Origin of the sequence: Streptococcus sp. HMSC062D07 (genome assembly GCF_001814215.1) — a bacterium.
Lineage (GTDB): Bacteria > Bacillota > Bacilli > Lactobacillales > Streptococcaceae > Streptococcus > Streptococcus infantis_I.
The window spans coordinates 44500-59483 of the sequence record NZ_KV815322.1; the positions used below are offsets into that span (position 1 = coordinate 44500).

The 14984-nt window shown below is 40.2% G+C and carries 9 protein-coding genes; 8 read left to right on the forward strand and 1 reads right to left on the reverse strand.

The features are described from left to right. The first annotated feature begins 47 nt into the window (after positions 1–47). From HMPREF2957_RS00520 to HMPREF2957_RS00540, 5 genes are all read left to right on the forward strand, one after another. A complete protein-coding gene (locus HMPREF2957_RS00520) occupies positions 48–890 on the forward strand; it encodes an amino acid ABC transporter substrate-binding protein (RefSeq protein WP_070676983.1) in 843 nt (280 codons plus the stop codon). Positions 891–1043: 153 nt separating this feature from the next. Further along, entirely contained in the window at positions 1044–1898 is an 855-nt protein-coding gene (locus HMPREF2957_RS00525; protein ID WP_070676984.1) for a MetQ/NlpA family ABC transporter substrate-binding protein, read from the forward strand. Positions 1899–2018: 120 nt separating this feature from the next. Further along, on the forward strand, positions 2019–3392 hold the full coding sequence (locus HMPREF2957_RS00530; protein WP_070676985.1) for a M20 family metallopeptidase: 1374 nt from the start codon (positions 2019–2021) through the stop codon (positions 3390–3392). Continuing rightward, complete coding sequence (locus tag HMPREF2957_RS00535; protein ID WP_070676986.1) at positions 3385–4446, forward strand: methionine ABC transporter ATP-binding protein; 1062 nt, start codon at positions 3385–3387, stop codon at positions 4444–4446. The genes HMPREF2957_RS00530 and HMPREF2957_RS00535 overlap by 8 nt, the downstream gene beginning before the upstream one ends. 1 nt (position 4447) lies before the next feature. Further along, entirely contained in the window at positions 4448–5140 is a 693-nt protein-coding gene (locus HMPREF2957_RS00540; protein ID WP_070676987.1) for a methionine ABC transporter permease, read from the forward strand. 22 nt (positions 5141–5162) lie between these two features. Here the strand turns inward: HMPREF2957_RS00540 and HMPREF2957_RS00545 are convergent, their stop codons facing one another. After that, positions 5163–5735 carry an MptD family putative ECF transporter S component gene (locus tag HMPREF2957_RS00545; RefSeq protein ID WP_070676988.1) on the reverse strand — a complete coding sequence of 191 codons (573 nt, stop codon included), beginning with the start codon at positions 5733–5735 and terminating at the stop codon, positions 5163–5165. A gap of 195 nt (positions 5736–5930) precedes the next feature. On the opposite strand from HMPREF2957_RS00545, the gene hisS reads away from it, so the two are divergent. The 3 genes from hisS to HMPREF2957_RS00560 all read left to right on the forward strand — a co-directional run. Further along, positions 5931–7208 (forward strand): histidine--tRNA ligase, encoded by a 1278-nt coding sequence (gene hisS / locus HMPREF2957_RS00550; protein ID WP_070676989.1) that lies wholly within the window; start codon positions 5931–5933, stop codon positions 7206–7208. Positions 7209–7481: 273 nt separating this feature from the next. Then, positions 7482–13784, forward strand: a complete 6303-nt coding sequence (locus HMPREF2957_RS00555) for a G5 domain-containing protein (protein ID WP_070676990.1) — start codon at positions 7482–7484, stop codon at positions 13782–13784. Positions 13785–13939: 155 nt separating this feature from the next. After that, the coding region (locus tag HMPREF2957_RS00560; RefSeq protein ID WP_261674138.1) for an Ig-like domain-containing protein at positions 13940–14984 on the forward strand (1045 nt) is incomplete at its 3' end.

Sequence of the window (14984 nt, forward strand, 5' to 3'; positions counted from 1 at the left end):
AATTTTTCTGTTAAGATAAGACTGTATTTTATTTTGGAGGAAATATCATGAAAAAAATCGTTAAATATTCATCACTTGCTGCCCTAGGGCTTGTTGCTGCAGGTACATTAGCAGCTTGCTCAGGTGGTGAGAAGAAAGATGCTGCATCTGGTGAAGCAACATCTGGTAAGAAAGAAATCGTTGTAGCAACTAATGGATCGCCAAAACCATTTATCTATGAAGAAAATGGTGAATTGACAGGTTACGAGATTGAGCTTGTTCGTGCTATCTTTAAAGACTCAGACAAGTATACTGTCAAGTTTGAAAAGACAGAGTGGTCAGGGATTTTCCCAGGACTTGATAGCGATCGTTACCAAATGGCCGTTAACAACCTTAGTTATACCAAAGAACGTGCAGAGAAATACCTCTACGCAGCGCCAACTGCTAAAAACCCTAACGTTCTTGTTGTGAAGAAGGACGACACTAGTATCAAGTCTCTTGATGATATCGGTGGAAAATCCACTGAAGTCGTTCAAGGAACAACCTCAGCTAAACAATTGGAAGCATACAACACAGAACATGCGGACAATCCAACTATCCTTAATTATACTAAGGCAGATTTCCAACAAATCATGTCTCGTTTGAGCGATGGACAATTTGACTATAAGATTTTTGACAAGATCGGTGTAGAGACAGTTATCAAAAACCAAGGTTTGGACAATTTGAAAGTCATCGAACTCCCAAGTGACCAACAACCTTATGTTTACCCACTTCTTGCCAAAGGTCAAGATGAGTTGAAGGCTTTTGTGGACAAACGCATCCAAGAACTCTATAAGGATGGAACGCTTGAAAAATTGTCTCAACAGTTCTTTGGTGGTTCTTACCTGCCAGCAGAAGCTGACATTAAATAAGTTTGTAAATCATCCACTCTCTCGTAGGTGGATGATTTTGCAACTTTTAGACATATAGTTTCAAACTATATGTCTGCCTATCTAATAACAATTTGCGAAATCAAATAAAGTATGAGATACTATTACGGTATTATTTTTAAAGGAGAATGAATCATGAAAATCAAAAAATGGTTAAGCGTAGCAGCTATCGCTACAGTAGCAGGCCTTACACTTGCAGCTTGCGGAAATTCAGACAAGAAAGCGGACAATAAAACTACAGTTAAAATTGCGACTGTTAACCGTAGTGGTTCAGAAGAAGCACGTTGGGACAAAGTCCAAGAATTGGTTGAAAAAGACGGAATTAAATTGGAATTCACAGAGTTTACAGACTACTCACAACCAAATAAAGCAACTGCTGATGGTGAAGTAGACCTGAACGCTTTCCAACACTACAACTTCTTGAACAACTGGAACAAAGAAAACGGTAAAGATCTTGTAGCGATTGCAGATACTTACATCTCACCAATCCGTCTTTACTCAGGTTTAAACGGAAGTGAAAACAAGTACACTAAAGTGGAAGAAATCCCAGATAAGGGTGAAATCGCAGTACCTAACGATGCTACAAACGAAAGCCGTGCTCTTTACTTGCTTCAATCAGCTGGTTTGATCAAGTTGGATGTTTCAGGAACTGCACTTGCGACAATCGCAAACATCACAGAAAATCCAAAGAACTTGAAAATCACTGAATTGGACGCTAGCCAAACAGCTCGTTCATTGTCATCAGTTGATGCAGCTGTTGTAAACAACACTTTTGTTACAGAAGCAAAATTGGACTACAAGAAAGCACTCTTTAAAGAGCAAGCTGACGAAAACTCAAAACAATGGTATAACATCATCGTTGCGAAAAAAGATTGGGAATCATCACCTAAAGCTGATGCAATCAAGAAAATTATCGCAGCTTACCACACTGACGAAGTGAAAAAAGTCATCGAAGAAACTTCAGACGGCTTGGATCAACCAGTTTGGTAATAAACACAGGGAGGTGGGAGAGATTTTTCCACCTCTTGCTTTTATATAGAGCCTAAAACAAATGAAATCCACTTGTATTGATTCTAAAGGTACAAGTCCTAGTAGAAAGGTAGAGAGAAAATGGTTTTCCCTAGCCAAGAAGAACAAATTGAAAAGTTTGAAAAGGATCATGTAGCGCAACATTATTTTGAAGTTTTGCGTACCTTGATTTCTAAAAAATCAGTCTTTGCCCAACAAGTTGGCCTGAAAGAGGTGGCTCGTTATCTAGGTGAGATTTTTAAACGTGTTGGTGCAGAAGTTGAAATTGACGAGAGCTATACAGCGCCTTTTGTCATGGCACATTTCAAAAGTTCACGACCAAATGCCAAGACTATCATTTTCTACAACCACTATGACACAGTACCTGCAGATGGTGATCAAGTCTGGACAGAGGATCCTTTCACGCTTTCTGTGCGTGATGGTATTATGTATGGGCGTGGGGTGGATGATGACAAGGGTCATATCACTGCTCGTTTGAGTGCTCTTAGAAAATACATGCAACATCACGATGATCTTCCAGTCAATATCAGCTTCATCATGGAAGGGGCAGAGGAATCGGCCTCTATGGATTTGGATAAATATTTAGAAAAACATGCGGACAAACTTCGAGGTGCAGATTTATTAGTCTGGGAACAAGGAACAAAGAATGCCTTAGAACAGTTAGAAATCTCTGGTGGAAACAAGGGAATTGTGACCTTTGATGCCAAGGTCAAGAGTGCAGACGTCGATATCCATTCTAGCTATGGTGGAGTCATCGAATCAGCTCCATGGTATCTCATTCAAGCTTTGACAAGTCTTCGCGCTGCCGACGGCCGTATCTTGGTAGAAGGTTTGTACGATGATGTGCAGGAACCAAACGAACGTGAGTTAGCCTTGGTTGAAACCTATGCCCAACGCAATCCAGAGGAAATCAGTCAGATTTATGGCTTGGAATTGCCACTTTTACAAGAGGAACGTACAGCCTTTCTAAAACGTTTTTTCTTTGAACCAGCGCTCAATATCGAAGGAATTCAGTCTGGTTATCAAGGTCAAGGAGTTAAAACGATTTTGCCAGCAGAGGCTAGTGCCAAGCTAGAAGTCCGTTTGGTTCCAGGGCTTGAACCCCATGATGTTTTGGAGAAAATCCGAAAACAACTAGACAAAAACGGTTTTGATAAGGTAGAATTGTACTATACCTTGGGTGAGATGAGTTATCGAAGTGACATGAGTGCGCCGGCCATTCTCAATGTTATTGAGCTAGCCAAGAAATTCTATCCACAGGGCGTATCTGTCTTACCGACAACTGCTGGTACAGGTCCTATGCATACGGTATTTGATGCCTTAGAAGTACCTATGGTTGCCTTTGGTCTAGGAAATGCCAATAGCCGAGACCACGGTGGAGATGAAAATGTGCGAATCGCCGATTATTACACCCATATTGAATTAGTAGAGGAGCTGATTAAAAGTTATGAGTAGAGACATTATCAAATTAGACCAGATTGATGTGACTTTTCATCAAAAGAAGAGAACTATCACAGCGGTCAAGGATGTGACCATTCACATCCAAGAAGGGGATATCTACGGGATTGTAGGATATTCTGGAGCAGGGAAATCAACCCTGGTTCGTGTTATTAACCTTTTACAAAAACCATCTGCAGGTCGAATTACTGTAGATGATGATGTGATTTTTGATGGTAAAGAAACCTTAACTGCCGGACAATTACGTCGTAAGCGTCAAGATATTGGGATGATTTTCCAACACTTTAACCTTATGAGTCAGAAGACAGCAGAGGAAAACGTAGCTTTTGCCCTCAAACACTCTGGACTTAGTGAGAAAGATAAGAAGGCTAAAGTAGCAGAATTATTAGACTTGGTCGGATTGGCTGACCGTGCTGAAAACTATCCTTCACAACTTTCTGGTGGACAAAAACAGCGTGTAGCCATTGCGCGTGCCTTGGCCAATGATCCAAAAATCTTGATTTCTGACGAGTCAACTTCTGCCCTAGACCCTAAGACAACGAAACAAATCTTATCTCTCTTACAAGATTTGAACCGTAAACTAGGTTTGACCATTGTCTTAATTACACATGAGATGCAGATTGTCAAAGACATTGCTAATCGTGTGGCAGTCATGCAGGATGGCCGCTTGATTGAAGAAGGTAGCGTTCTTGAAATCTTCTCAGATCCTAAGCAACCATTGACCCAGGACTTTATCTCAACGGCTACTGGTATCGATGAAGCTATGGTTAAGATTGAAAAGCAAGAAATCGTGGAGCACTTATCTGAAAATAGCATTTTGGTACAACTCAAGTATGCAGGAGCTTCTACAGATGAGCCGCTTTTGAATGAATTATACAAACACTATCAAGTAACAGCCAATATTCTCTATGGAAACATTGAAATTCTTGACGGCACTCCTGTGGGTGAGCTTGTGGTTGTTTTGTCTGGAGAAAAAGAAGCACTGGCAAAAGCTCAAGAAGCTATCCATCAGGCTGGTGTACAACTAAAAGTATTGAAGGGAGGACAGTAAGATGGCAGACTTGATCCAAACATATTTACCAAACGTCTACAAGATGGGTTGGTTAGGTCAAGCGGGCTGGGGGACAGCTATTTACTTAACACTTTATATGACAGTTCTTTCCTTTATCATTGGAGGATTCCTAGGACTAGTTGCAGGACTTTTCCTCGTCTTAACTGGACCAGGTGGCGTCTTAGAAGATAAATTCGTCTTTTGGGTTTTGGATAAGATTACCTCAATCTTCCGTGCGGTTCCTTTTATCATTCTCTTGGCTGTCTTGTCACCCTTCTCTCATTTGATCGTAGGGACAAGTATCGGGCCAAATGCGGCTATCGTACCCCTATCTTTTGCAGTTTTTGCCTTCTTTGCTCGTCAGGTTCAAGTAGTTTTATCAGAGCTTGATGGTGGTGTCATTGAGGCGGCTCAAGCAAGCGGAGCGACATTCTGGGACATTGTGGGTGTTTACCTATCAGAAGGACTTCCAGACTTGATTCGCGTGACGACTGTAACCTTGATTTCACTAGTCGGTGAAACAGCTATGGCGGGAGCAGTTGGAGCAGGTGGTATTGGTAACGTAGCTATCGCTTATGGTTTTAACCGTTACAATCACGATGTGACTATTCTTGCGACCCTCATCATTATCTTGATTATCTTTTCTATCCAATTTTTGGGAGATTTCTTGACCAAGAAATTAAGTCATAAATAAAAAAGAGCCAGATGGCTCTTTTTTATGATGTTTTATGTTCTAATTTCTTACTAAGTGCTTGTCCAATCAGGGCACCAAGTAAAGCGCCGATGAGAACACTTGTGATAAGGATGAGGATATTAGCAGGATTCGGTGCAACCATAATGCGGTCAATATAGTCCTGGGATTTCCCACGAGCGACAAGAGTTGCGATATAGGCTTGAGGGGTCAACCACATGAGTAGGATGGGACCAGTAGTACCAAAGGCAAAAACTAGGAAGGAAAGAAGGTTTTTAACCTTATCCTTGTAATGTCCTAGGTGAGCGATGCCATCTGCTGCAAGACCGCAGATAATACCTGGCAGAAAGGCTCCAGCTCCATGCTTGCTCCCGAGGAAAAATAGAGAAATTACAAGTCCAATCGTAGTAATCGCTCCAAAACGAGGAACCTTTGCTAAAAGGATCATATAGACGCTACCACCTACTAGGGCTGCAAAGGCAGGGGCGTAAAACATATTTCCAGTGTGGTCGACAAGGCTCCCTAGTAGAACTCCCACTCCGATACAGAGAAAGTAGACAAGGGCAGCAACAAGGGTTGTCAAGATATTCTTTTTCATAAGTTCTCCTTCGTATATCTGATGGTTTTCATTGTATCATGCCTGTGGCAGATTGTAAATGCTAGTTGAAATCAGGTATTTGGGTGAAAATGATTACAACTGTGCATGGTCAAAGCTATTTCTTTACTCCTCTGACTGTCCCAATCCCTTTATTTATGGTAAAATAGGACTATTAAGTTAGAAAGAGGATTCTCTATGAAATTACAAAAACCAAAAGGAACGCAGGATATTTTACCTACTGAGTCTGCCAAGTGGCAGTACGTTGAAGGCTTTGCGCGTGAAATCTTCAAACGCTACAACTACGCAGAAGTACGTACCCCAATTTTTGAGCATTACGAAGTCATCAGTCGTTCTGTTGGAGATACAACTGATATCGTAACCAAGGAAATGTATGATTTTTACGACAAGGGTGATCGCCATATTACCCTCCGTCCAGAAGGAACTGCTCCAGTCGTCCGCTCTTATGTGGAAAACAAACTCTTCGCACCAGAAGTGCAAAAGCCAAGCAAGTTCTACTACATGGGGCCAATGTTCCGCTATGAGCGCCCACAAGCAGGTCGTTTACGCCAATTCCACCAGATTGGTGTGGAGTGCTTTGGCTCTAGCAATCCAGCTACCGATGTAGAAACGATCGCTATGGCAGCTCACTTCTTGAAAGCAATTGGTATTCAAGGTGTCAAACTGCACCTCAACACCCTTGGAAATCCTGAAAGCCGTGTGGCCTATCGTCAGGCCTTGATTGACTATTTGACACCGCTCAAGGAGACCTTGTCTAAGGATAGCCAACGTCGTTTGGAGGAAAACCCTCTTCGTGTCTTGGACTCGAAGGAAAAAGAAGACAAGGAGGCAGTGGAGAATGCACCATCTATCTTGGATTACCTGGATGAAGAAAGCCAAGCCCACTTTGATGCTGTTCGTCAGATGTTGGAGAATCTAGGAGTAGACTATATCATCGATACCAATATGGTGCGTGGTCTGGACTACTACAACCACACCATCTTTGAGTTTATTACAGAGATTGAGGGCAATGACTTGACAGTCTGTGCAGGTGGTCGCTACGATGGCTTGGTTGCTTACTTCGGTGGTCCTGAAACTGCTGGCTTTGGCTTTGGACTTGGTGTAGAGCGTCTTCTTTTAGTCCTTGAAAAACAAGGAGTGGCCCTACCTATCGAAAACACTCTCGACGTCTATATTGCTGTCCTTGGTGAAGAGGCTAATCTGAAGGCCTTGGAGTTGGTACAAGCTCTTCGCCAACAAGGCTTCAAAGCGGAGCGTGATTACCTCAATCGTAAACTTAAAGCTCAGTTCAAGTCAGCAGATGTTTTTGGAGCTAAGACTCTTATCACTCTGGGAGAGAGCGAAGTCGAAAGTGGACAAGTCAAGGTTAAGAACAACCAAACTCGAGAGGAAGTAGAAGTTTCGCTTGAAACTATTAGCAAAAACTTCTCGGAAGTATTTGAAAAATTAGTATAAAAGAACCAAAAAAGCTAGGGAAAAACTCCTAGCTTTTTTGAATAAAAAGTACCAAAAAGACACAAATATTAGAAAAAATAGCAAATAAAAGGTGTTAGTTGGATAAATCAAAATTTTGGTTAAAATTTATTGACTTTCCCTCGTGGTCACTGTATTATTGTATAGAATAGAATGAATATATTGCGCCCTAATTTAGGTATGATAAAAATATTTATGCATAATTCAAATCTTATAAAGAGATGATGGCTAAATGAGAATTTGGAGAAAAAGGAAATGAATATTAAAAAATCAACAAAATATTCACTATTGACAATTGGGATTTTAACTACCTTCCAATTAAGTCAAGTGCATGTCAAAGCTGATACAATTGATTTTTTAAATAATACAGTTGTTCAAAATCAGGATGAAAAAGACACTTCATTAAATAAGAACTTAAATGAAAAGAGTGCAACTACTGCTACAGACAAGAAAGAGGCGATAACTAATGAGGGTAAGTCTGCAGTTTTAACGCCAGAAGACTCTACTACTACAACGGAAGTGGCAGAAAAGGAAGCAGACAAGGCTCCTGCTGAGAAGGAAGTTGCTGGAGAGAAACCAGCAACAGAACAACCTGTCCAAGAGAAACCACATGTAGAACAAGCAGATAAAGAAAAGTCAGATAAAGGGGGAAAAGAGCAACCAGAAGCTGAGAAGAAAAGCAAAGCAGAAACATCAGTTGCTGAGGGGGATAAGAAATTATCCGATGCTTCTAAAGAGAAAACTCAAGAGGCATCTACAATCCCTAAAGTTCGTCGCAGAAGAGCTGCTGCTAGCAATACAAAAGTATATGAAGATGCAACATACGGTAAGTATGTAAAAGCTACGGATTTCGGATTAGATACAACAGGTAAGGTTGAAGCAAGTGATTCTCTTCAAAAAGCTCTGAAAGCAGCCAATGAGGTCGAGGGAGGAGCTGCCGTAATGGTTTCAGGGAATGTCCTCTTGAAGAAAACCTTGGTTATCGATGAGAACTATGCCAATGTAAAAGGTTTGATTGGTAGTGGTCCAAGTCGTAACAATACAAAAATTGTGTTTAACAAAAAGCAAGATGGAGAGCACGATCCTGAAACAAACTTGACGGATAACCGTTACGAGTCTGCGGTCCTCATTCAAAATCAGAATAACTTTACTGTAGGCCGCTTAACTGTTGAGCACGCCTATGATTCATCAGACTACACTAAGGATAATGAGTTTTACCGTAAAGGAAAATCTTACTTTGGGCGTTCAAACGGTATCTACGTAAACGATTCTTCAAATGTTACGATCAATGATGTTCGTGCTATGAAATTCAACAGAGCCGGTGTCTTCTTTAGTTCAAGCAAGGCGACAGCTCAAGAGTATGATGCTAGCGGTAGACCAATCCGTTACAGCAGTATCTCTGAGAAGGTTTCAAATGAAGTCAAGTCTATTGGAGATCCAGATGTTCCTATCATGGACGGTAACAAGGTAACCAACTCTTTCCTTCATAACAACCGTGTTGCTGGTGTTATGTTCGGTTACCAACGTAATTTTGTGGTAGACAATAATATCCTGTCATACAACGGTCATGTGTTGGACGGTGGTACTGGATATGGTGCTGCCTCAATGGCAGGGTCTTATAATGATGGCATTACCTATACTGGAAACTATACAAACTACAACTACCGTAAAGGCTTGGATATTCACGACGGGAATAAGATCCTCATCGAAAACAACGTCTCGCTTGGAGACCGTTTGAATGGTATTGAGGTCTATAACCGTGCCAATCCAATGACAGATGTCATTATTCGTAACAACAAGGTAACACAAGATCCAAACTCTAAGTTGGAAAACGATGATGATGATCCAGCTCGTTACCGTGGTTACACAGCCATCTCTATCCTGACAAATGAGAAAAACCATAAATGGACCAAACCTCTTGATAAAGGTCGTTATGTCATTTCAAATAACACCATTGAAGGTTTAACAAAATCATTTGAAAATGGACAACTAGGAACATTTGGTATTCTCTTTAGAAACAACGAAAGTTCAAATGATTATAGCCTAAACATTGAAGGAAACACCATCACTGGTGATTCGACAGACTATATCATCTCTGTCAACAACAATACTGCTCAAGCATCTAGAGGTGTTGAAGGTGGCGGTTCAGGTGACATCACTATTTCAAGAAACAAGATTGAAGTAGATGACATCAAGCAGTTACCGATTTACATCAATGATGATACAACTTATGTAGCAAGTGTTATTGACCGTACTACTGGAAAACGTGTCAACAAGGTTACAAAAGTACCATTTACTAAGACTAGAGGAAGTATCAATATTGACAACAATGAGTTGACTGTATCGAAAATTAAATCAAGATGGAAGAATGCGGTCGCTATTGAAAGTACAAACGCAGCTTCTATTGATGTCAATAGCAATACCTTCAAGTATAAAGACAATGAGCCATGGCAACGTTACGATGTCACTCGTAAAACAGACGGAGCAGTTATCAAAGACTTGATGCAAGCTTTCTTTGGTATCAACCGTCTCAACGATAGTGTTAAAGTAACAGCAACAGACAACAAATTCATCGCAGACACACCAAACAAAAATGGTTTCTTTAGACTATACAATGGGGAATGGGTGAACTTGAATGCTAAGAGTAAGAATGTCTTCCTAGGACGTAACACTCTAGACGGCAAACCATTAGCTCCAGTGGATATCGTTGGTAATAAAACGGTTGAAACACTTCGTACAACGACAATAACAGAGTACATCATCGAAACTCGTGAGACAGACGAGCTTCCTATCGGATTTAAGGAGACTGTTCAAAAAGGTATCGCTGGTAAGAAAGTTAATGTATACAAGATTACCAAAGTTGGTGATACAGTAGTAGGACGTCAGATCATTTCTGAAGAAACAATTCTTGAACCTACAAAAGAGATTATCTTGATTGGTACAGCGACAGAAACCTTTGAAACTGTCTCTGAGAAAGAAACGGTCGAATACGATACAGAGGTTAGAACGGATCCAACAAAACCAAAGACTTACCAATTTGAAAATCAAGCTGGTAAGAACGGTTCTGTTGAAAAGACTTACCAAATCAGAAAACTGAATGGTAAGGAAGCTGGTAAGACTTTGACGTCTGAAAAAGTGATTGATCAACCAGTTAAACGTATTATCACAGTTGGTAGTGCAGTAGAAAAAGTAGAATACACTACTGAAATCAAAGATGTAGACTTTGAAACTGTCATCGAATATGACTACAAGAAACCAAAAGGTTACGAAGAAGTCCGTCAAGACGGTGAGAAAGGTCGAATTGAAAAGCAATACAAACTGACTTACCTCAATGATGAACTTGTTGACCGTGCCTTGGTCAATGAAAACACCCTCAAAGAGAAGAAAGACAAGATTATTGTTAAAGGTCTGGGTGTGGTTGTCTCAGTCAGATCCGTAGTTGTTGTCGAAGAAAAAGACTTCAACAAGGTCATTGAAAAAGACGAAACCCAACCTGAGGGTTACAACAAGGTTACTCAAGTGGGTTCCCCAGGGGCAATAACAATAACCTATGAAGTCACCTATGAGGACGATATTGAAGTTGCTCGCAAGGAACTTTCGAAAGTGGAAGATCCAAAAGCGATTGATGAAATCACTGTAATCGGAACTTCTAAAATGACAGAACGTACAGTGGATGAGCAGATTGATGTTTCGTTTAAGACAATCTATATCGCTGACAATACACTTCCGGCAGGTGAAAGTGTTGTCGAGGAAGAAGGTAGTCCTGGACAAATTATCCGAACATTCTTGGTAAGCTATAAGAATGGTAATGAGATTAGTCGTACTATCGTTTCGGAACACAAGGTTACAGATGCTGTCAATCGTGTCGTCCGTGTCGGTAATTCAACACCTATTGTTGAGACAACGGAACTTGTAGAAGAAACAGAAGTAATTGACTACAATACTGTTGAGGAATTTACAGACCAACTTCCTTCAGGAACAACTAAGATTATTCAGCCTGGTAAGAAGGGGCAAAAGACAAGTCGCTACTCTGTAACTAAGGTGAACGGTGAAGAAACTTCTCGAACATTTGTTGAATCTAACATCACTATAGAACCTGAGGATAAAATCATCCAAGTAGGAACTCGTGTTAAAGAGGTTAGAGAAGCAAGTGAATCAAGTCCAATTCCATACACTGTAATAGTTCGCAAAGATATTACGAAACCAATTGGTTATAAGGTCGTGGAAGTTGAAGGTCAAGACGGAGAACAATCAGATCTCTATAAAGTTACCTATATCAACGGAGCAGAAACAAAACGCGAACATCTTAAGACAACAGTTGTTAAAGAAGCTATCAATAGGGTCATCGTCGAAGGTGCAGGCGTGGAACGAACTCTCTTAGAGATTCAAGAAGATAAAGTAGCCAGCACAACTGAGTATCGTAATGATGATACTCTTCCAGAAGGTGAAATAAAAGTTGTTCAGGTTGGTGAGGAAGGTCTCCTTCGCAAGACAATCGAAAAACAATACTTCAATGACGAATTGCGTTCTACGAAATTAGTAGACAGCAAACTGATTAAAGAAGCAACTCCAACTATCATCTTAGTAGGTACAAAACATGTACCGACGATCAAGGTAGAGCAAAATACTCAAATTGAGAATATTGCTTATAAGACCCAAAAGATCGAAGATCCTGACCTACCAAAAGGAGAGACCAAGGTAGTGCAAGTAGGTCAAAATGGAATCATAGAAAAAGTTTACCAACTAACTTACAAAGATGGAGTCTTAATCAAGACAGACTTGATCAGTAGCAAGGAAGTTCAGAAAGTCCAAGATGAGATTATCCATATCGGTACTCAAGTCACTGAAACTAAGGAAATCAACGCAACAAGTCCAATTCCATACAATGTTATTATCCGTAAGGATAAGACCAAGCCAGTTGGATACAGCTTTGTTGAAGTAGAGGGCCAAGAGGGAATTCAAACAGACTACTATCAAGTAACTTACGTCAATGGCAAGGAAACTAAGCGTGAACACCTCAGAACAGTCATTACAGCTCAACCTGTCAATAAAGTCCTAGTTGAAGGTTCTGGTATCGAACGCACAATCTTCGAAATTCAAGAAGAGAGAATCACAAGATCAACGGTATTCCGTAATGATGACACTCTTCCAGAAGGTGAAACGAAGATTATCCAAGAAGGTCAAGATGGTCTAATCCATAAGACAATCGAGAAGCAATACTTCAATGATGAAGAACTTTCTTCAAGACTAATCGAAACTAAAGTTGTCAGAGAAGCAGTTCCAACCATCATTTTAGTCGGAACAAAACATGTTCCAAATATTACAGTCAAGCAAGAAACTAGAACCGAGGAAACTGATTTTAGAACTGTGACTGTTATAGATGAAAATTTGCCGAAGGGTGAACATAAACTTGTTCAAGAAGGTCGTGCAGGTCTAGTTGAAAAAGTCTATCAACTAACCTACAGAGATGGTGTTCTGGTCAAGACTGATTTGATTAGCATCAAGGAGTTACGTCCAGCTCTAGAACAGATCATCCATATCGGTTCTCAAGTTACTGAAACTAGGGAAATCAGCACAACAAGTTCAATTCCTTACAATATCATCGTTCGTGAGGACAAGACTAAGCCTGTTAGCTACCGTCTGGTCGAAGTAGAGGGCCAAGAAGGAACTCAAACAGACTACTATCAAGTAACCTATGTCAATGGTAAAGAAACTCAACGTGAGTATCTAAGAACTGTGATCACGACTCAACCTGTCAACCAAGTTCTTGTAGTGGGTACTGGAGTTGAGCGTACAGTCCTAGTAACTGAGGATGAGGTCATTACTCATCAAACAGAATATCGCAATGATGATAGCTTACCAGAAGGTGAAACTAGAGTCTTCCAAGAAGGTCAAGATGGACTCATCCATAAGACTTTTGAAAAATACTACTTCAATGATGAAGAACGTTCTGCAACATTGGTTGATACGAAAGTTATCCGAAAAGCAGTAAATCGTGTTATTTTGATAGGGACAAAACGAATTCCTACTATTACACAAGAGGAACTCATCCAAGTAGAAGAAATTGACTTTGAGAAACAAATAGTTGAAAATCCTAAGTTTGCTAAAGGTACACAAATTCTTCTACAAAAAGGTAAACCAGGAAAACGTCAATATATGTATCGTTTGACTTTGCAGGATGGAGTTGTAATCAAGAAAGAATTGCTTGGCTCAGAAGTCTTAGAAGAACCACAAACAGAGATTATTGAAATCGGAACACTGGTTGAAAAACCACAGGCTCACATCCCTGAGTTTCAACCACTGGTTGAGAAGCCAGAATTGAAACCAATGGTACCAGCCGATAAGGTTATCCCAGCAATTCCAACTCTTAAACAGGAGGAGGAAATGAAGCCATTAGCAGTTTCAGCTCAAGAACCTCAAACAGCTGAAGCGCCAGTTGTCCAAGACCAGCTCCTACCAGAGACTGGAGACCAATCAAACTGGTGGATTAGCCTGCTTGGAATCTTGATGATGTTCTTAACCTTGGTCGGAATTCGAGAGAAAAAAGACGATCGTTAAAGACGAAATACGTCTAAAAATGAATAAAAAAACAAAAAAAGAACATTCTTAGCAAAAAAACAATAAAAAATTCTTTAAAAACAACTAAAAAGGGCTTGTAAAAGGATTATAAAAATGCTATGATATGTCTGATTAAATTAAAGGAGTTTATTGTGATGAAGAATTCACAACTTAGCACTACGCGTATTTTAGCGATGTTAAGTATCTTAGTTCTTTCATTGGCGACACTGACGACAGTTTTCGCTACTGAAGTAACTCAATATACTATGCACACAGAAGTTAAGGTTGATGGTAAACCTATAACTGCGGACAAAAAGATTACGACTGGTCGTGTCTTGGAGGCAACAAATAGCCTTACTTTCCCAGACTCACAAGCGATTAATGCTGGGGATACTTTGACTTTGGACCTTCCAAAAGAATTGGAACTTGTTACTAAACTTGAGTTCCCAATCCTTCACGCCAACGGTGAAAAGGTTGGTGATGCCGTAACGGATCCAAAAACTGGTAAAGTAACCATTACTTTCACGGATTACTTCTCTAAAAACTACAAAGACAAAGTCATGTCTTTGAAATACTCAGTTCGTCCGAACGCAACAAATTTGAAAGAATCTGGTAAGTACACATTTAAGTTTGGTGAAGAAACTTACAATGTAACCTATGAGCAATACGTAGGTACTCCAGGTGACTATGAGTACAAATACGGTTACCAAGACAAAGAAAACCCTAAACGTATCAAATGGCGTATCCTTTTGAATGCTGTTCAAGATAAAATGGATAACATGGTTATCGAAGATGACTTCAGTGATAAAGGTCAAGTTCTTGTAGAAGGTACATTGCGTGCAGTTCGTTACCCAAAACAACCAAACAGAATCCAAAATGAAAATGAACTCTTCAAGTTGACTCCAGACGATAACTTCACTAAGACAGCTGAATTCACAAGAAATGCAGCAGGTCAAATCACAGGATTCAAATTTGAACTAAAAGAAGTTTGGGGCTGGCCAATTTGGATTGAGTATTCAACAGAACTTACAGAAGATCTTCCAGCAAAAACTAAAGTAGCTAACACATTGAAGTGGAAAGCAACTAACTTCCCTAATGAACGTACTATCACTAAATATACTCGTTTAGAGACTGGTTCAGGTGAAGGTAGCGGTGATAAGACTACAACAACGACAACAGAGTCAACAACTGCAGCTCCAA